Genomic DNA, 16,301 nt, shown 5'->3' with positions numbered 1-16,301 from the left:
CACACCCTGTACGATAATCTATGTATGTCCACTTTTAATGGATGCCGACATGCACCGTAAACCCCACCTGCCGAGCAAGCCGTGCGCCCACTGTCGACGCCCCTTCACCTGGCGGCGCAAGTGGGCCCGCTGCTGGGAGGAGGTTCGCTACTGCAGCGAGCGCTGCCGACGCGAGTCGCGCCAGGGGGGAGGTGCCTCATGGGCGTGACCCTCGCCTGGCTTCGCCATGACCTGCGGCTGGCCGATAATCCACTGTTCCGGTTCGAACGTCCCCCCGAACAGCTTCTCTGCGTCTATGTGCTGGACCGCGACTGGCTGGCGCCGCCGCCCGGGCTGGGCCTCCCGCGCATCGGCCCGGCCCGGCTGCGCTTCCTCTGGCAGAGCCTGATCGCCCTGCGCGGCGAGCTGCTCAGGCGCGGCAGCGATCTGCTGGTTCGTGTCGGGGACCCGGTGGAGGTGGTGGCAGGGCTCGCCGAGCGGCACGGCGCCTCCGAAGTGCGCGTGCGCCGCGATGCGGGCTGGGATGAGACGCAGCAGACGCTGCGGCTGGGCGAGGCGCTGGGGGAGGGCGTCAGGCTGTGGCAGATCGACGGGGGGATGCTGCTCGATGAGGCCAGCCTGCCGATGCCGCTTGCCTCGCTGCCGCCCGGGTTCTCCTCCTTCCGACGCCGGGTGGAGCGTGACTGGGCGGTGCCGGCGGCCTGTCAGGCGCCGGTTACCCTGCCGCCCTGGCCAGACGGGGCCCCCCGCGGGCTGCCGCCGCTGGCTCGCGTCTGTGACGGTGCGGCTCGCTGGCGACCCGATGCGCGGGGCGCGTTCAGCTTTGCCGGTGGGGAAGAGGCGGGGCTGGCGCGCCTGGAGCACTACCTGGCCAGCGGCGCCGTGGCGCGCTACAAGCAGACCCGCAACGGGCTCTCCGGCCCCGATTTCTCCACCCGTCTCTCGCCCTGGCTGGCCCACGGCTGCCTCTCGGCGCGCCAGGTGCACGACGCGGTGCAGGCCTGGGAGGCCCGGCACGGCGCCAATGAGTCGAGCTACTGGGTCATCTTCGAGCTGCTGTGGCGAGACTACTTCCACTGGGCGGCCCGCCAGGAGGGGGCTGCGCTCTTCGGCCCTCGCCGGCTTCCTCCTGAGGAGGCGGCCTTCCTCGCCTGGCGCGAGGGTCGCACCGGGATGCCCTTCATCGATGCGGCCATGGGCGAGCTGGCCGCCACCGGCTGGCTCTCCAACCGGGCACGGCAGAACGTGGCCAGCTACCTGGTGCATGAGCTGGGCGGTGACTGGCGCCTGGGGGCGGCCTGGTTCGAGCATGCCCTCATCGACTTCGACACGGCCAGCAACTGGGGCAACTGGCGCTATATCGCCGGCGTCGGCCGCAGCGCTCAGATGCATCGCTTCGACGTGCTCTGGCAGGCCGAGCGCTACGACCCCGAAGGCGCCTATGTGGCGCGCTGGCAGCCGGAGCTTGCCGAGCTGCCGGGGGGGCGGGCGCGGCAGCGGCCCTGGACGGTGGCGCCCGAGCGCTTTGCGCCACCGCTGGCGGGCACGTCCGGCCAGGGGGCTCGGGCCGGAGCGCGTCAGGGTGGCTGAGGCGCCCGTCCAGCTGGTGTGGTTCAAGCGCGACCTGCGCTGCCACGACCACCTGCCTCTCGCCGAGGCCTGCGCCCTGGGTCCCGTGCTGCCGCTCTACGTGATCGAGCCGTCGCTCTGGCAGCAGCCCGACAGCGCCCAGCGCCACTGGGATTTCATCGCCGAGAGCCTCGAGGCGCTGGCCGATGCCCTGGCCGAGCTCGGTCTGCCGCTCTGCGTGCTGGAGGGGGAGGCGGTGGAGGTGCTGGAGCGGGTCACCGCTGCGCTCGGCCCCTGTGCGCTGCGTTCCCACCAGGAGACCGGCAACGCCTGGAGCTTCGACCGGGACCGCACGGTGGCCGAGTGGTGTCGGCGCCGGGGCGTACCCTGGCACCAGGCACGCCAGCAGGGGGTGATCCGCGGGCTCGGGCACCGCCGCGGCTGGGCGACCCAGTGGGAGGCGCTGATGGCCGAGCCCCTGGCTGTCCCGCGTCCGGCCCGTCCTCCGTCAGGGTGGCAGGAGCTTCCGAGCCTGCCCCGGGCGCGCTGGCAGGCACGGCGGCTGGGCGTGGGGCGAGAGCCCTGTCCGGGGCGGCAGGCCGGCGGGCGCCCGGCGGGGCTCGATGTCTGGCACGCCTTCCTGGCGGGGCGCGGGGTGCGCTTCCATCGGGACATCGGCAGCCCCGACCGCGCCCGCCGCGCCGGCTCCCGGCTCTCACCCCATCTCGCCTGGGGCACGCTCTCCCTGCGCGAGGTGGTGCAGGGGCTGCGCCGGGCCAGGGGCGAGCGTCGCGACGATCCCGAGTGGTCACGGGCGCTGGCCGCCCTGGAGTCGCGGCTGCACTGGCACTGCCACTTCATCCAGAAGCTGGAGAGCGCGCCCGACCTGGAGCATCGCACCCTGCACCCCGCCCTGCGCGGGCTGCGCGAAACCCCCGCCCCCGAGCGGCTGGTCGCCTGGTGTGAGGGGCGCACCGGGGTACCCCTGGTGGATGCCTGCATGGTCTCCCTGCGCGAGACCGGCTGGCTCAACTTCCGCATGCGCGCCATGCTGGTCTCCTTCGCCACCTTCGGACTGGGGCTGCCCTGGCGCGACCCGGCCCTGCACCTGGCGCGGCTCTTCGTCGACTATGAGCCGGGCATCCACTACCCCCAGGTGCAGATGCAGGCGGGGCTCACCGGCACCAACGCCCTGCGCGTCTACAACCCCCTCAAGCAGGCCGAGGAGCGCGACCCGGAGGGGCATTTCGTGGCACGCTGGCTGCCGGCCCTGGCGGGGCTGCCGCCCACCTGGCGACACCGCCCCTGGGCCCTGCCGGTCGCCGAGCGCACCGTTCTGGGCTTCCACCCCGGGCGCGACTACCCGCTGCCGGTGCATGATTTTGAGTCGGAGGCGCGGCGCTGGAAGCGCCAGTTCCACGCCGCCCGGCGCGCCCCCGAGGCTCGAGCGGCCAGCGAGGCGCTGCTTGAGCGGCTCGCCAGCCGCCGGCCTGCGCGTCGCGCCGGAGCGCCCGCCGCCTCGCCCCAGCTCTCGCTTTTTTCGGATTCGGACAAGGAGACGCCATGACCCTCGCCGCCCTGCCTCGACTGCCCCTGGCCCTGGGCCTCGCCGGCCTGATTCCTTTCGTGACCACCGCGGCCATGGCCTGGTGGGCCCCCTTGGCCTGGCAGGTCGTGGCGATCAAGGCCTTTCTGTTCTATGGCGCGGTGATTCTCTCCTTCCTGGGCGGCGTGCAGTGGGGGGTGGCGATGTCCCTGGAGCCGGCGGAGAGTGCCGGCTTTCGAAGGCGCCTGCTGCTCAGCATGGTACCCAGTCTGATTGCCTGGCCGGCGCTGCTGCTGCATCCCTACAGCGGCGCCTGGGTCCTGGCGGCGGGCTTTCTGCTGGTACGCCTGCATGAGGCGGGGCGCGACAGCCGCGAACTGCAGCCGGACTGGTACCAGACGCTGCGCACCCTGCTGACCGTGGCGGTAGTGGCCTGCCATGGGGTCGTGATCTGGCGCCTCTCGTCAGGCTGAACGGGGCTGGTGGCGTGGGCCATTCTGGGCGATGATCGCCCTGAACCATCCCCCCTGAACCTCGCCACGGAGTGCGTAAGCGTGATGAAAAGGACCCTGACCCTCGGCCTGCTGATGCTCCTGCTGGCCGGCTGCCAGAGCGGCCCCGCCCGCGAGGCCAGTGCCGCGGACGGATCGACCCACGAGGCCCCGGCTGCCGGCGACCCCCCGTCCTCCCGGGCCGAGGCCGAGCCGGCCCCGCCCGCGGACTTTCGCGACTGGCTGGCCCGCTTTCGCCAGGAGGCTCGCCGCGAGGGCATCTCGGAGGCGACCCTGGCCAGCGCCCTGGACGGCGTGCGCTATCGCCCGCGGGTGATCGAGCTCGACCGTTCTCAGCCCGAGTTCGTGCGCCCCATCTGGCAGTACCTGGACAGCGCCGTCTCCGCCCAGCGCGTGACCCAGGGGCGAGCCAAGCTCGCCGAGCATCGCGCCACCGCCCGGCAGATGGAGCAGCGCTACGGCGTGCCCGCCGAGGTGATCGTGGCGATCTGGGGCATCGAGAGCAACTACGGTGGCAACTTCGGCAGCTTCTCGACCCTGGAGGCCCTGGCCACTCTGGCCTATGAGGGGCGCCGCAGCGACTTCGCCCGCGGCGAACTGCTTGCCGCCCTGCGCATCATCGACGCCGGCGACATCGCCCCGGAGCGCATGGTGGGCTCCTGGGCCGGCGCCATGGGACATACCCAGTTCATCCCCTCCAGCTTCGAGGCTTACGCCGTGGATGGCGACGGCGACGGGCGGCGAGACATCTGGGGCAGCATTCCCGACGTCATGGCCTCCACGGCCAACTATCTGGCCCGGGCGGGCTGGGTCTCGGGCCAGCCCTGGGGCGTCGAGGTGGTGATTCCCGACGGTTTCGACTACGCCCAGGCGGAGCTCTCCACCCGGCGCAGCGCCGCCGAGTGGGCCTCCCTCGGCGTGCGTCCGGTCGGCGGCGGTCGCCTGCCCGACTTCGACGCGGCCTCGGTGATCGTACCGGCGGGCGCCCGCGGGCCGGCCTTCCTGGTGGGCCCCAACTTCCGCGCCATCCTGCGCTACAACAACGCCACCAGCTATGCGCTGGCGGTGGGCACCCTGGCCAACGAGATCGCCGGGCGCGGCGGCATCCAGGGAAGCTGGCCCCGGGAGGAGCAGCCGCTTAGCCGCGCCCAGATGCGCGAGATGCAGCGCGCGCTCAATGACCGCGGCTTCGACGTGGGAACCCCGGACGGCATCATGGGTCCCAACACCCGTCGCGGGCTGCGCGCCTACCAGCGCTCCATCGGCGTGGCGCCGGACGGCTTCGCTACCTTGCGCCTGCTCGAACGCCTGCAGCGTTAACGGGAGGCCCGGTGCCGGCGAGATAGGACAGATCACTCATCGCCGGCGGGTTCAACGACGGCTTCGGCACCCTCCTGGGCGGTTTCCCAGGCCTCGCGGGCCTGCTCCCGGGCCAGATCCCACCACTCCTGGTCGTAGCGAGGCAACTCCTCGAAGGCCTCTTCGTGGATCTCGACGATCACGTCATGGCTGGTGTGGCCGTCATCGTCTTCGTAGGAAAGCAGGTGATAGCCGTCACTGCCGATCACGACCGAGCTATCACCGATGCCCAGGCTGTTGTGGGGACGCACCACCAGTGCCTCCACCTGCATGGCGTCGTCGAGCAGGATGTCCACGACATCACCTGCCTCGCTGTCCGGTGCGGCCTCGAAGTGAACATCGGCGTCGAGGATCGACATGACCGAGTAGAGCCCTTGGGGGCCGGTCTGGGCCTGGGCATAAGCGGTCAGGCTGGCTGCCAGCAAGGCGGCACCGGTGATCAGAGACGTTTTTGCAACACCTTGATATTCCATGGGTCGACCTCCTGATCTGGCGGTGGCGCCAGTGTCGGGTGGTGAGTTCAGAGTGGACTTGACGACGTCCTGCTCTTCAGCCTTGGAGAGAGAAGCGATATCGTCAAGCAATGGCTGGCAGTGAGCCTGATACGAAAGGAGGAGTTTCCATGCGATCGACCATATCTGGCCGGCGGCTGTCGGCGGCCATGATGGGCCTGCTGGTCGGCCTTGCGCTGGCTACCCCGCAGGCCCTGGCCGACAAGGTGTTCGGCTGGGTGGAGCGAGCCACCATCGAGCCCTGGGGCGTGGCGGTGAAGGCCAAGCTCGACAGTGGCGCCCTGACCTCCTCCCTGGATGCCCGGGAGATCGAGCTCTTCGAGCGAGAGGGGGAGGAGTGGGTGCGCTTCCGGCTCAAGCTCGAGGATACCGAGAGCGAGGAGGTCTTCTCCGAGCAGCTCGAGCTGCCGCTCTATCGCGACCTCAAGGTGCGCGGGGCGGGGGGGCGCGACGAGCGGCCGGTGGTGCTGATGAAGGTCTGCATGGGCGACACCGTCTACGAGGAGCAGTTCAGCCTGCGCGATCGCGGCGAGATGCTCTACCCGCTGCTGCTGGGGCGGCGCACCATCAGCCACCTGGGGCTGCTCGACGTGCGCCGGACCTTCCTGCAGGGTCCCAGCTGCGATGCGGACTCCCCGCTGCAGGCGTATGAGCCGGACGACCTGAGCGAGGGGCACTAGGCGTCGCCGCGGGGGCTTTCAGCGGGAGGCGCTCGGCCCGGGCGCCGGCTCAGGAGAGCCGGGCGAGCAGGGCGAGGGGCACTAGGCGTTGCCGCCGAGGCCGTCAGCGATCAGAAGAGCCGAGCGAGCAGGGCGGTCACGGCGGTCTCCACGCGCAGGATGCGCGGCCCCAGGTGGATGCCTTCACAGCCCGCCTCGAGTAGCTTCTCCACCTCCCAGGGGATGAAGCCCCCCTCGGGGCCCACCAGCAGCAGGGTGGGCGTCTCGATGCCCCGCGGGCAGGCGGCCGCCATGCCCGGGTGGGCCAGCAGGCCGCGGCGCCCCGCCAGCAGGCCCGGCAGCCGGTCCTCCAGGAAGGGGCGAAAGCCCTTCTCCAGGGTCACCGCAGGCAGCTGGGTATCCCGCGCCTGTTCCAGCCCCAGCTCCAGGTGTCGGTGGATCTTCTCGGGCTCGAGCTCCGGCGACATCCAGTAGCTCTTCTCCACCCGGCGGGTGTGCAGCAGGGTGATCTGCTTGACCCCCAGCGCCGTGACATGCTCCAGAGTGCGCGCCAGCATGCGCGGTCGCGGCAGGGCCAGCACCAGGTGGACCGGCAGCGCAGGGGGCGGCGGCTGGTCGAGGACATCGAGGGCGAAGGTGGCCTCGTGGTCGTCGAGGGTGAGCAGCTCCCCCTGACCGATGCCGCCCTCCATGATGCCCAGGGTCAGGCGATCGCCGGGCCTGGCGCGGTGCACCTCGCGCAGGTGGCGCAGGCGGCGGGGATCGGTGAGCCGTGCCAGCCGGTCACTCTCGAGCGCTTCCGGGGCGAGCAGAATCAGGTTCATAAAGCCTCGTGTTGGCGGTATGCCTTGCATGGATGGTGTCGCGGTGCACAATAGCCGTACAGGGGCAGACGCCCCCCACACTGAAGTAGGAGCAGCGCCGTGCGCGTGATTCGCAAGTATGCCAACCGCAGGCTCTATGATACCCAACAGAGCCGCTATGTGACCCTCGAGGATCTGCGTCAGCTGGTGCTCGACAATGAGCCCTTCCGCGTCGAGGATGCCAAGAGCGGTGAGGACCTGACTCGCACCATCCTGCTCTCGATCATCATCGAGCAGGAGCAGGCCGACGGCGATGCCGAGGTGTTCTCCAACGATCTGCTGGCCCAGTTCATCCGCGTCTACGACATGGCCCAGCCGCTGCCCCTGGCCCGCTATCTGGAGCAGGGCACTCGGCTGATGATGGAGCAGCAGCAGCGCATGCAGGACCAGTGGCAGCAGGCCATGCGCCACTCCCCCATGGAGCTGATGCGCGAGCTGGCCGAGGAGAACATGAAGTTCTGGCAGCAGACCATCGGCCAGGCCACCGGCAACGGCGTCAAGGACGACGAGGACGACGACAGCCGTTCATGACGGCCACGCCGGGCGCCCGGGCACGCTTTCTGACATAATGCCGCCTCGGCTCATGAAGCTCTCGATTCGCAGAACGAAGGTGTAACGGATGAAGGTGCTGATCATCGGCGGCGGTGGCCGCGAACATGCCCTGGCCTGGAAGGTCGCCCAGTCCCCCCTGGTGGCGCAGGTCTTTGTCGCTCCCGGCAATGCGGGAACCGCCCGGGAGCCGGGGCTGGCCAATGTGGATATCGGCGTGGAGGACCTCGATGGCCTGCTGGCCTTCGCTCGGGACGAGGGCGTCGACCTGACCATCGTCGGCCCCGAGGCGCCGCTGGTGGCCGGGGTGGTGGACCGCTTCCGCGAGGCGGGCCTGGCGATCTTCGGTCCCAGCGCCGGTGCGGCCCAGCTCGAGGGTTCCAAGTCCTTCACCAAGGACTTCCTGGCCCGCCACGCCATCCCCACCGCCGACTATCGGACCTTCACCGAGGTGTCGCCGGCCCTCGCGTATCTCGCCGAGAAGGGTGCGCCCATCGTTATCAAGGCCGACGGCCTGGCCGCCGGCAAGGGCGTGATCGTGGCCATGACCGAGGCCGAGGCCGAGGCGGCAGTGCGCGACATGCTCGAGGCCAACGCCTTCGGCGACGCCGGTGCCCGGGTGGTGATCGAGGAGTTTCTCGACGGCGAGGAGGCCAGCTTCATCGTCATGGTGGACGGCGAGACCGTGCTGCCCATGGCCACCAGCCAGGACCACAAGCGGGTGGGCGAGGGCGATAGCGGCCCCAACACCGGCGGCATGGGGGCCTACTCGCCGGCGCCGGTGGTCACCGATGAGGTGCATGCCCGCATCATGGAGCGGGTGATCCTGCCCACGGTCCAGGGCATGGCCGCCGAGGGGCACCCCTACACCGGCTTCCTCTACGCCGGTCTGATGATCGACGCTGCGGGCAACCCCAGGGTCATCGAATACAACTGCCGCTTCGGCGACCCCGAGACCCAGCCGATCATGCTGCGCCTGCAGTCCGACCTCGCCGAGCTCTGCCTGGCCGGTGCTACCGGCAAGCTCGCCGGCAAGGCGTGCGACTGGGACCCCCGCGCCGCGGTGGGCGTGGTGCTGGCCGCCGGCGGCTACCCCGGCAGCTACCGCAAGGGCGATGCCATCGAGGGCATCGAAGCGGCCGAGGCGACCGGCTGCAAGGTCTTTCATGCCGGTACGGCGGAGCAGGATGGCCGGCTGGTCACCGCCGGTGGCCGGGTGCTCTGCGTCACCGCCCTGGGCGAGGGCGTCTCGGCGGCCGCCGAGCAGGCCTACCGCGGCGTCGATGCCATCCGCTGGGAGGGCGTGCTCTGCCGCCGCGATATCGCCTATCGGGCCATTGCCCGGGAGCGCGGCCAGGCCTGAGGCCCACGACGGCAAGCGACCTCGACCACAACAAGAGCAACACAAGGAGGCATGCATGGAGCGCGTCAGGCTCGAGTTTCCCGAGACCGCCATCGTGCACCGTCAGCCGCTGACGGTGCGCGTGACCGACATGAACTATGGCCGCCACCTGGGCCATGACACCCTGGTGTCGCTGCTCCACGAGGCGCGCATTCAGGCCCTTGCCGCCCTGGGGCTCATCGAGTGGGACCTGGGGGGCTACCCCAGCGTGGTGGCGGACCTCGCCATCCAGTACCAGTCCGAGGCGCGCTGGCCCGATGCCCTGGTGGTGGAGACGGCGATTCCGGCCCCCGAGGGGCGAGCGATCACCGTCTACCATCGCGTGCTCCATGCCGAAGGGGGGCGCCCGGTGGCCACGGCCCGGCTCAACGTGCTGCTGGTGGACCCGGCGACGGGCCGCCCGGTGGCGGTGCCCGAGGCGGTGACCACCGCCATCGCCGGAGCGGGGGGCGCCTGATGTCCCGGGAGTATCCGATCATCGCCGTGACCGGCTCCTCCGGGGCCGGCACCACCACGGTCAAGCGCACCTTCGAGCGGATGTTCGCCCGGGAGGATGTCCACGCCGCCATGGTCGACGGCGACGCCTTCCACCGCTACACCCGGGAAGAGCTTTCGCGCATCTTCCGCGAGGAGCCCGAACGCAAGGACGAGCTCTCCCACTTCGCCGTGGAGGCTAACCTGCTCGACGAACTCGAGGCGCTGTTCGTGGAGTATGGCGAGCATGGCACCGGCACCTATCGCCACTATATCCACGCCGAGGACAAGCGGATGATCGAGGCCGGCTACCGGGTCGGCACCTTCACCGAGTGGGAGCCGCTGCCCTGCGGCACCGACCTGCTCTTCTACGAGGGGCTGCACGGCGGGCTGGTCACCCCCGAGCACGATATCGCCCGCCATGTGGATCTGCTGGTGGGGGTGGCGCCCACCATCAACCTGGAGTGGATCCAGAAGATCGTGCGCGACACCAAGCTGCGCGGCCACTCCCAGGAGGCGGTGATCGACACCATCCTGGGCCGCATGGATGACTATGTGCGCTATATCCAGCCGCAGTTCTCGCGCACCCATATCAACTTCCAGCGGGTGCCCACCGTGGATACCTCCAACCCCTTCGAGGTCCAGGATATCCCCTCCGATGCGGAGTCCTTCGCGGTGATCCGCTTTCGCGAGCCGGCTACCGTGGACTTCCCCTACCTGCTGGCGATGATTCCCGATGCCTTCATGAGCCGCCCCCACACCCTGGTGGTGCCCGGGGCTCGGGTGTCGCTTGCCATGGAGCTGATCCTGGCGCCGCTGGTGCGCCACCTGCTGGCCCAGCGCCGCTTTCGTTGATCAGCCTCAAGCCACGCTTGCTGCAAGGAGTCGAGATGTCCACGCTGTTCAGCCAGATCATCGCGCGTGAGATTCCCGCCGACATCGTCTACGAAGACGATCAGGTGCTTGCCTTTCACGACATCAACCCTCAGGCCCCGACGCATATCCTGATCATTCCCAAGAAGCCCATCGCCACCCTCAACGATCTCACCGAAGAGGACCAGGCGCTGGTGGGGCGGCTGCCGCTGGTCGCCGCCCGGCTGGCCAGGCAGTTTGGCTTCGCCGACGATGGCTATCGGGTGGTGATGAACTGCAATGACGATGGCGGGCAGACGGTCTACCATATCCATATGCACCTGATGGGCGGTCGACGCTTCACCTGGCCGGCTGGCTAGCCGGCGCCCTGCGGGAAACCGCGCAAGCCCGGGCGATCGACGCATCGGGTGCAGCTTTTTCTATCGATGAGATTGTCATGAACCGCCAACTCTCCCGAACCGACAACCTGATCCACCAGTTCGATACCGTGCTGCGCACCCTGGTGCCCCATGCGGCCCAGGCGTCGCGGCCCTCGCCGGCCACGCCGGAGGTGCGCGACGAGCCCATGGATGACGAGGAGCGCCGCCATGCGGCGGGCCTGATGCGTATCAACCACACCGGCGAGGTGTGTGCCCAGGCGCTCTACCAGGGCCAGGGGCTGACCGCCAAGCTGCCCGAGGTGCGCGGCCAGATGGAGGAGGCGGCAAGCGAGGAGATCGACCACCTGGCCTGGTGCGACGAGCGTCTTCGGGAGCTCGGCGATCGTCCCAGCCTGCTCAACCCCCTCTTCTACGCCGCCTCCTTCGGCATCGGCGCCGCCGCCGGCGCGGTGGGCGACCGGGTGAGCCTGGGCTTCGTGGCTGCCACGGAGGAGCAGGTGGGGCGCCATCTGGAGGAGCACCTGGTGAGGCTGCCGGCGGGGGACCACCGCTCCCGGGCGGTGCTGCGCCAGATGGCCATCGACGAGGCCCACCACGCCCAGCTGGCGCTGGAAGCGGGCGGCGCCCGCTTCCCCGCCCCGGTCAAGTTCGGCATGAAGCTGATGTCGAAGGTGATGACCGGAAGCGTCTATCGGGTCTGATCGGACCGGGGAAACCAGCGGCTGTTCTGGCGGTGGGGCGCGCTACTCTTCAACGATGGTAAAGGAGTGCGTCACCTCGACGCCGCCCTTGACCAGCATGATGGAGGCGCTGCAGTACTTCTCGGCGGAGAGCTCCACGGCCCGGGCCACCTGCTTCTCCTTGAGCCCCTTGCCGGTGACGGTGAAGTGCACGTGAATCCTGTTGAAGACGCTGGGCACGGCGTCGGCGCGCTCCGCTTCGAGACTCGCCACGCAGTCGCTTACCGGGGCGCGGGACTTCTCGAGGATCTCCAGCACGTCGAAGGAAGTGCAGGCGCCCATGCCCATCAGCAGCATCTCCATGGGGCGCGGGCCGGTGTTGCGGCCGCCGTGGTCGGGCGGACCGTCGATCACCACGCTGTGGCCGCTGCCGCTTTCGGCAACGAACTGACGTCCATCGGTCCATTTCACGCTGGCTTTCATGATTCTTGATTCCTTCTCGATTGTCGGGAAATCGCGGCAGCATAGCAGTCGTTGCTAAGCCCCGCACATCGCTCAAGGCTGTTCCGGCGACAGGCCTGTTCGGGGGCGCTGTAAATACTTCCCTGTACGCTACCGATGCCATCCCTGGCATAGGACCCCCTCTCAGACCTGCCCCCGGCGCCTCTCGCTCTAGGAGATATGCCTATCGCGCAGGCGCCGGTCGAGTTCGGCCAGCCGCTCGGGGGTGCCCACGTCGACCCAGTCGCCGCGATAGTGGTGGCCGCCCACGCGGCCATCGGCCATGGCGCGGCGCAGCAGCGGCGCCAGGGCGAAGGCGCCCTCCGGTTCGTCGGCCACCAGCGCCGGGTCGAGCAGGCTGATGCCGGCGAAGGTGAGGCGCGGCTCGCCCTCGGCGTGGACCCGGCCGGCGGCGTCCAGGTGGAAATCGCCACTGGCGTGGTGCTCCGGGTTGTCCACCAGCGCCAGCCACGCCAGGTCGTCGCCCAGGGCCGGCAGTGCGGCCGGGTCCAGGTCGCACCAGACGTCGCCGTTGACCAGCAGGAAGGGCGCCTCGCCGAGCAGCGGCAGGGCCCGGCGGATGCCGCCGCCGGTCTCCAGCGGCGACTCCTCCCGGCTCCAGGCGATCCGCACCCCGTGCTCGGCGCCGTCTCCCAGGGCGGCGATGATCTGCTCCGCCCGATAGCTGACGTTGATCACCACCTCGGTGATGCCCGCCGCGCGCAGGCGCGCCAGGTGGTGGACGATCAGCGGCCGGCCGGCCACCGGCAGCAGCGGCTTGGGGCAGCGGTCGGTGAGCGGGCGCATGCGCTTGCCGAGGCCGGCGGCCAGGATCATCGCCCTCATGCCGTCCCCTCCAGGCGTGCCGCCAGGGCCGGGCGGAAGGTGTCGCCCAGCCAGGCCTTGAAGGCGTCATGGCCGTGGAGTCCCGTCAGGCTATCCTCCAGGTGGGCGAGGAAGTGCGGCAGGCGTTCCAGGTAGCCGCTCTTGCGGTCGCGCAGGGTCAGCCGACAGAAGATGCCCAGCACCTTGAGCGAGCGCTGGGCGGCCATGGCCTGGGCCTGGGCGAGGAAGGTGGCGGCGTCCACGCTGGAGGGGAGACGGCCGTCGGCCACGGCGCGGCGGCGAAAGGCCTCCACCCAGGCGGCGAAGCGTGCGGCGTCGAAGCGGCAGTAGCGCCCCCGCAGCAGCGATATCAGGTCGTAGCTCAGCGGGCCTGCCACGGCGTCCTGGAAGTCGATCAGCGTCAGGGAGTCGCCCTGCACCATCAGGTTCATGGCGTCATAGTCGCGATGCACGGTGACCACCGGCTGGACCAGGGCCGAGGCGATCAGCGCCTCGCGCAGGGCCTCCCATCCCGGCGGCGCGTCGAGGGCGAGCCACTCGCCCAGGCACCACTCGGGGAAGAGGTCCAGCTCACGACCCAGCAGCTCGGCATCGAAGGGGGGCAGCGCATCGGGCCCCGCCCGGTTCTGCAGGGCGTGGATCAGCGCCAGGGCGCGCTCGTGCCAGGCGCCGATCTCGGCGTCGCCGATAAAGCAGCGCTGCAGGGGGGTGTCGCCCAGATCCTCCAGCTCCAGGAAACCCTCCGCCAGGTCGTCGGCGTGAAGCCGCGGCACCGGCAGGCCGGCGGCGGCCCAGCGCCGGGCGATGGCCACGAAGGGGCGACTGTCCTCCTGCTCGGGGGGCGCATCCATCAGCATGCGGGTGGTGCCGTCGGCAAGGTAGAGGCGATAGTAGCGGCGAAAGCTGGCATCGCCGGCGGCCAGGCGCAGGTCGACCTCCGCAAGGGGCAGGCCGTGGCGCTCGGCAACCCACTGCCTGAGCTGCTCGAGGCGCGAAAGGGAGGCGTCGGTCATGGCGGGCTTGGCTCCTGGTCGAAGAGGGTGGGGCAGGGTGGATGCTGTTGCCGGAGGCGGCCTGTATAATACCGATTCACCCTGCCAAGGACATCGAGGAACATGGGCAAGCGACTCACATGGACGGCCCTGGCCGGCCTGGCGACCCTGGGCCTGGGCGGCGCACCCCTGGCGGCGGCCTCGTCCGCCTCCCTCACGGCCGAGTCGCTGGACTTCCGCCCCTGGGGCGATGACCGGCCCGCCGACGCGCTCTGCCGCGGTGTCTACGTGATGCCCGACTACCGCCTGCCCGAGCCGCCTGCCGGGCGGGTCACCAGCGAGTCCGACAGCGCCAGCTACGGCGAGGATGGCGAGACGATTCTGCGCGGCGAGGTGGTCCTGCGCCGCGACGGCGCCCAGCTCGAGACCCCAGAGGTGCGCGTTCCGGGCTCCCGGGAGCGTGCCTTTGCCGAGGGTCCAATGGCCCTGCGCGACCAGAACCTGCTGGTGCGAGGCGAGGCCGCCGAGCTCTCCCTGGTCAGCGATGCAGCAAGCATCGACGACGCCCACTATGTGATTCACGACCGTCACCTGCGCGGCGACGCTCGGCGTCTTGAGCGCCTCGAGGATGGCCGCTACCGGCTCTCCTCGGCGAGTTTCACCACCTGCGACCCGGGTGACGACCTCTGGCGCCTGGTGGGGGGCGACGTGGTGCTCGACCGGGAGAGCGGCTTCGGCACCGCCCGCAATGCACGGCTCGAGGTGGGGCGGGTGCCGGTCTTCTACTGGCCCTGGGTGCGCTTTCCCATCGATGACCGCCGCCACACCGGCTTCTTGTGGCCCAACGTCGGGCTTTCCAGCGACGCCCTGGACTACGCTCAGCCCTTCTACTGGAATATCGCGCCAAACCAGGATGCCACCATCACCCCGCGCTGGATCACTGACCGCGGCCTGCTGCTGGGCGGTGAATATCGCTACCTGCTGCCCAGCGACGCCGGCCAGATCGAGGGGGCTTTCCTCGGCAGCGACGACGGCGGATCCAGCGACGACCCGAACGCCGCCTCGCGCCGCTACGAGGGCGAGGATCGCTGGTACCTGGACTACCGCCACGCCGGCGTCCTGAACCCGCGCAGCCGCTACCAGCTGCGCTACGGTGCGGCCAGCGACGGCCGCTACTTCGACGACTTCGGCAGCGACTTCGCCGAGCAGAACACCTCCGCCATGCCGCGCCTGGCCCAGATCGACTACCGCGGCGACGTCTGGCGCCTCGACGCCCGGGCCCAGGGCTTCCAGAAGCTCGACGACCCCCTGCGTGACCGCGACAAGCCTTTCTATCGGCTGCCGAGTCTCTCCGCCAGTGCGCGCTGGAACCAGGGGGGCTTCTACCAGCAGTGGGGCTCCAACTACACCTACTTCTGGCGTGACGTGGACGAGAACCGAGTGCGTGAGCGTGAGTCCGCCACCGGCTCGCGGCTGCATCTCTCCCCGGCGGCGGGCTGGCGCTTCGACGAGAGCTGGGGCCACCTGGAGCCGCGCCTGGAGTGGCTGGCCACCGCCTACGAGCTCGACTACGGCGAGCGTGACACCGACCGCGACACCAGCCTGACACGCCAGGTGCCGGTGGCTTCGGTGGACGGTGGCCTGGTCTTCGAGCGCGAGCTGGAGCTTGGCGGACGCGGCTACCGCCAGACCCTGGAGCCCCGGGCCAACTACGCCTATGTGCCGGCCCGTGACCAGTCCGAGTTCCCCGACTTCGACACCAGCGAGCGCGCCTTCTCCTGGAATCAGCTCTGGTCGCCGCACCGCTTCTCGGGCAGCGACCGGGTGGGCGACCTCAACCGCCTCTCACTGGGCGTCGACTCGCGGCTCCTCGAGGACGAGCGCGGCCGCCAGCGGCTCGCCGTGGGGCTGGGGCAGGCCTTCTACTTCGAGGATCGCACCATCGATATCAATGGCGATCCCGACGTGATTCCCGACCGGGACAGTGATTTTGCGAACTGGTACCGGGCGACCCGGGACCGCTCGCCCCTGGTAGCCCGCGCCGACTGGCAGATCACCGACCGCTGGCGCACTCGCTGGCAGTGGCTCTACGACGACAACTTCGAGCAGACCGAGCGCACCTCGGTGGACCTGCAGTATCGCTCCCCGGCGGGCCACGCATTGAACCTCGGCTACCGCTGGGAGCTCCAAGGCTTCGACCCCTCGGTCGAACCGGGGGATGACGAGTTCCGCGACTTCAACCGCGAGGAGTACGACCTGTCATTCGCCCTCAAGGCCAGCCATCGCGTTGACCTGATCGGTCGTTTCCTCTACGACAACACCAATGACCGCGCCCTGGAGCAGCTCGCCGGCGTGCAGTGGAACGACTGCTGCTACGGTCTGCAGCTGGTGTGGCGGGAGTGGATCGACGACAACGACACGGCACGCATCGACGATGACTTCACCGATCGCGGGATCTTCCTGCGCTTCGTCTTCAAGGGTCTGGGCGGCGTGGGCCGTGAGGCCGACAGCTACTTCGAGGAGGCCATCCCGGGCTACCGTTCCACCGCCTTCTGACCCGGGT

The 16,301-nt window shown here is 69.9% G+C and carries 18 protein-coding genes; 13 read left to right on the top strand and 5 right to left on the bottom strand.

Annotated elements, in window-relative coordinates; translation table 11 throughout:
• Positions 1 to 37 precede the first annotated feature (37 nt).
• The 5 genes from ACRYRV_RS04870 (at position 38) to ACRYRV_RS04850 (ending at position 4,947) form a co-directional block, all read left to right on the top strand.
• The gene (locus ACRYRV_RS04870; RefSeq protein ID WP_444989254.1) at positions 38 to 208 is read left to right on the top strand and encodes a DUF2256 domain-containing protein; all 171 of its coding nucleotides are present in this window, start codon (positions 38 to 40) and stop codon (positions 206 to 208) included.
• On the top strand, positions 199 to 1,590 hold the full coding sequence (locus ACRYRV_RS04865; protein WP_444985766.1) for a DASH family cryptochrome: 1,392 nt from the start codon (positions 199 to 201) through the stop codon (positions 1,588 to 1,590). The genes ACRYRV_RS04870 and ACRYRV_RS04865 overlap by 10 nt, the downstream gene beginning before the upstream one ends.
• Positions 1,583 to 3,136 carry an FAD-binding domain-containing protein gene (locus ACRYRV_RS04860; RefSeq protein ID WP_444985767.1) on the top strand — a complete coding sequence of 518 codons (1,554 nt, stop codon included), beginning with the start codon at positions 1,583 to 1,585 and terminating at the stop codon, positions 3,134 to 3,136. The genes ACRYRV_RS04865 and ACRYRV_RS04860 overlap by 8 nt, the downstream gene beginning before the upstream one ends.
• Positions 3,133 to 3,588, top strand: a complete 456-nt coding sequence (locus ACRYRV_RS04855; protein WP_253449434.1) for a DUF3429 domain-containing protein — start codon at positions 3,133 to 3,135, stop codon at positions 3,586 to 3,588. Before ACRYRV_RS04860 ends, ACRYRV_RS04855 begins: the two co-directional genes overlap by 4 nt.
• Before the next feature lie 84 nt (positions 3,589 to 3,672).
• On the top strand, positions 3,673 to 4,947 hold the full coding sequence (locus ACRYRV_RS04850) for a lytic murein transglycosylase (protein ID WP_444985768.1): 1,275 nt from the start codon (positions 3,673 to 3,675) through the stop codon (positions 4,945 to 4,947).
• 32 nt (positions 4,948 to 4,979) lie between these two features.
• Here the strand turns inward: ACRYRV_RS04850 and ACRYRV_RS04845 are convergent, their stop codons facing one another.
• On the bottom strand, positions 4,980 to 5,459 hold the full coding sequence (locus tag ACRYRV_RS04845; protein ID WP_444985769.1) for a PRC-barrel domain containing protein: 480 nt from the start codon (positions 5,457 to 5,459) through the stop codon (positions 4,980 to 4,982).
• A 149-nt stretch (positions 5,460 to 5,608) separates the two neighbouring features.
• On the opposite strand from ACRYRV_RS04845, the gene rloA3 reads away from it, so the two are divergent.
• Positions 5,609 to 6,178 (top strand): retropepsin-like aspartic peptidase RloA3, encoded by a 570-nt coding sequence (gene rloA3 / locus ACRYRV_RS04840; RefSeq protein ID WP_444985770.1) that lies wholly within the window; start codon positions 5,609 to 5,611, stop codon positions 6,176 to 6,178.
• 110 nt (positions 6,179 to 6,288) lie between these two features.
• On the opposite strand, the gene ACRYRV_RS04835 is transcribed toward rloA3, so the two are convergent.
• Positions 6,289 to 7,002: a 16S rRNA (uracil(1498)-N(3))-methyltransferase gene (locus ACRYRV_RS04835; RefSeq protein WP_444985771.1), complete on the bottom strand. Its 714-nt coding sequence runs from the start codon at positions 7,000 to 7,002 to the stop codon at positions 6,289 to 6,291.
• A 99-nt stretch (positions 7,003 to 7,101) separates the two neighbouring features.
• On the opposite strand from ACRYRV_RS04835, the gene phaR reads away from it, so the two are divergent.
• The 6 genes from phaR (at position 7,102) to coq7 (ending at position 11,420) form a co-directional block, all read left to right on the top strand.
• Positions 7,102 to 7,572 (top strand): polyhydroxyalkanoate synthesis repressor PhaR, encoded by a 471-nt coding sequence (gene phaR / locus ACRYRV_RS04830; RefSeq protein WP_253449443.1) that lies wholly within the window; start codon positions 7,102 to 7,104, stop codon positions 7,570 to 7,572.
• 88 nt (positions 7,573 to 7,660) lie between these two features.
• Positions 7,661 to 8,953 (top strand): phosphoribosylamine--glycine ligase, encoded by a 1,293-nt coding sequence (gene purD / locus ACRYRV_RS04825; RefSeq protein WP_444985772.1) that lies wholly within the window; start codon positions 7,661 to 7,663, stop codon positions 8,951 to 8,953.
• Positions 8,954 to 9,008: 55 nt separating this feature from the next.
• The gene (locus ACRYRV_RS04820) at positions 9,009 to 9,449 is read left to right on the top strand and encodes an acyl-CoA thioesterase (protein ID WP_444985773.1); all 441 of its coding nucleotides are present in this window, start codon (positions 9,009 to 9,011) and stop codon (positions 9,447 to 9,449) included.
• Positions 9,449 to 10,321, top strand: coding sequence for a phosphoribulokinase (locus ACRYRV_RS04815; RefSeq protein WP_253449449.1), 873 nt, complete (start codon positions 9,449 to 9,451; stop codon positions 10,319 to 10,321). The genes ACRYRV_RS04820 and ACRYRV_RS04815 overlap by 1 nt, the downstream gene beginning before the upstream one ends.
• A gap of 35 nt (positions 10,322 to 10,356) precedes the next feature.
• A complete protein-coding gene (locus ACRYRV_RS04810; protein WP_253449452.1) occupies positions 10,357 to 10,698 on the top strand; it encodes a histidine triad nucleotide-binding protein in 342 nt (113 codons plus the stop codon).
• A 77-nt stretch (positions 10,699 to 10,775) separates the two neighbouring features.
• Complete coding sequence (gene coq7 / locus ACRYRV_RS04805) at positions 10,776 to 11,420, top strand: 2-polyprenyl-3-methyl-6-methoxy-1,4-benzoquinone monooxygenase (protein WP_309636070.1); 645 nt, start codon at positions 10,776 to 10,778, stop codon at positions 11,418 to 11,420.
• A gap of 42 nt (positions 11,421 to 11,462) precedes the next feature.
• Here the strand turns inward: coq7 and ACRYRV_RS04800 are convergent, their stop codons facing one another.
• The 3 genes from ACRYRV_RS04800 to ACRYRV_RS04790 all read right to left on the bottom strand — a co-directional run bounded on the left by ACRYRV_RS04800 (position 11,463) and on the right by ACRYRV_RS04790 (position 13,759).
• Positions 11,463 to 11,882, bottom strand: a complete 420-nt coding sequence (locus tag ACRYRV_RS04800; protein WP_444985774.1) for an OsmC family protein — start codon at positions 11,880 to 11,882, stop codon at positions 11,463 to 11,465.
• A 189-nt stretch (positions 11,883 to 12,071) separates the two neighbouring features.
• Positions 12,072 to 12,746 (bottom strand): N-acetylmuramate alpha-1-phosphate uridylyltransferase MurU, encoded by a 675-nt coding sequence (gene murU, locus ACRYRV_RS04795; RefSeq protein WP_253449462.1) that lies wholly within the window; start codon positions 12,744 to 12,746, stop codon positions 12,072 to 12,074.
• Complete coding sequence (locus ACRYRV_RS04790) at positions 12,743 to 13,759, bottom strand: aminoglycoside phosphotransferase family protein (RefSeq protein WP_309636072.1); 1,017 nt, start codon at positions 13,757 to 13,759, stop codon at positions 12,743 to 12,745. The genes murU and ACRYRV_RS04790 overlap by 4 nt, the downstream gene beginning before the upstream one ends.
• Before the next feature lie 102 nt (positions 13,760 to 13,861).
• Between ACRYRV_RS04790 and ACRYRV_RS04785 the strand changes: the two genes are divergently transcribed.
• Complete coding sequence (locus ACRYRV_RS04785) at positions 13,862 to 16,294, top strand: LPS-assembly protein LptD (RefSeq protein ID WP_444985775.1); 2,433 nt, start codon at positions 13,862 to 13,864, stop codon at positions 16,292 to 16,294.
• Positions 16,295 to 16,301 lie beyond the last annotated feature (7 nt).

The organism is Halomonas mongoliensis (genome assembly GCF_052496345.1).
This window is presented reverse-complemented; position numbering and strand designations above follow the sequence as displayed.

What these genes read in the sequence shown, in the direction of transcription:
- ACRYRV_RS04835 (WP_444985771.1), bottom strand. Translation starts at nt 7,002, where the DNA reads ATGAACCTGATTCTGCTCGCCCCGGAAGCGCTCGAGAGTGACCGGCTG.
- ACRYRV_RS04785 (WP_444985775.1), top strand. Translation starts at nt 13,862, where the DNA reads ATGGGCAAGCGACTCACATGGACGGCCCTGGCCGGCCTGGCGACCCTG.
- ACRYRV_RS04800 (WP_444985774.1), bottom strand. Translation starts at nt 11,882, where the DNA reads ATGAAAGCCAGCGTGAAATGGACCGATGGACGTCAGTTCGTTGCCGAA.
- ACRYRV_RS04790 (WP_309636072.1), bottom strand. Translation starts at nt 13,759, where the DNA reads ATGACCGACGCCTCCCTTTCGCGCCTCGAGCAGCTCAGGCAGTGGGTT.
- ACRYRV_RS04870 (WP_444989254.1), top strand. Translation starts at nt 38, where the DNA reads ATGGATGCCGACATGCACCGTAAACCCCACCTGCCGAGCAAGCCGTGC.
- ACRYRV_RS04845 (WP_444985769.1), bottom strand. Translation starts at nt 5,459, where the DNA reads ATGGAATATCAAGGTGTTGCAAAAACGTCTCTGATCACCGGTGCCGCC.
- ACRYRV_RS04865 (WP_444985766.1), top strand. Translation starts at nt 199, where the DNA reads ATGGGCGTGACCCTCGCCTGGCTTCGCCATGACCTGCGGCTGGCCGAT.
- ACRYRV_RS04855 (WP_253449434.1), top strand. Translation starts at nt 3,133, where the DNA reads ATGACCCTCGCCGCCCTGCCTCGACTGCCCCTGGCCCTGGGCCTCGCC.
- rloA3 (WP_444985770.1), top strand. Translation starts at nt 5,609, where the DNA reads ATGCGATCGACCATATCTGGCCGGCGGCTGTCGGCGGCCATGATGGGC.
- murU (WP_253449462.1), bottom strand. Translation starts at nt 12,746, where the DNA reads ATGAGGGCGATGATCCTGGCCGCCGGCCTCGGCAAGCGCATGCGCCCG.
- ACRYRV_RS04815 (WP_253449449.1), top strand. Translation starts at nt 9,449, where the DNA reads ATGTCCCGGGAGTATCCGATCATCGCCGTGACCGGCTCCTCCGGGGCC.
- purD (WP_444985772.1), top strand. Translation starts at nt 7,661, where the DNA reads ATGAAGGTGCTGATCATCGGCGGCGGTGGCCGCGAACATGCCCTGGCC.
- ACRYRV_RS04810 (WP_253449452.1), top strand. Translation starts at nt 10,357, where the DNA reads ATGTCCACGCTGTTCAGCCAGATCATCGCGCGTGAGATTCCCGCCGAC.
- ACRYRV_RS04820 (WP_444985773.1), top strand. Translation starts at nt 9,009, where the DNA reads ATGGAGCGCGTCAGGCTCGAGTTTCCCGAGACCGCCATCGTGCACCGT.
- ACRYRV_RS04850 (WP_444985768.1), top strand. Translation starts at nt 3,673, where the DNA reads ATGAAAAGGACCCTGACCCTCGGCCTGCTGATGCTCCTGCTGGCCGGC.
- coq7 (WP_309636070.1), top strand. Translation starts at nt 10,776, where the DNA reads ATGAACCGCCAACTCTCCCGAACCGACAACCTGATCCACCAGTTCGAT.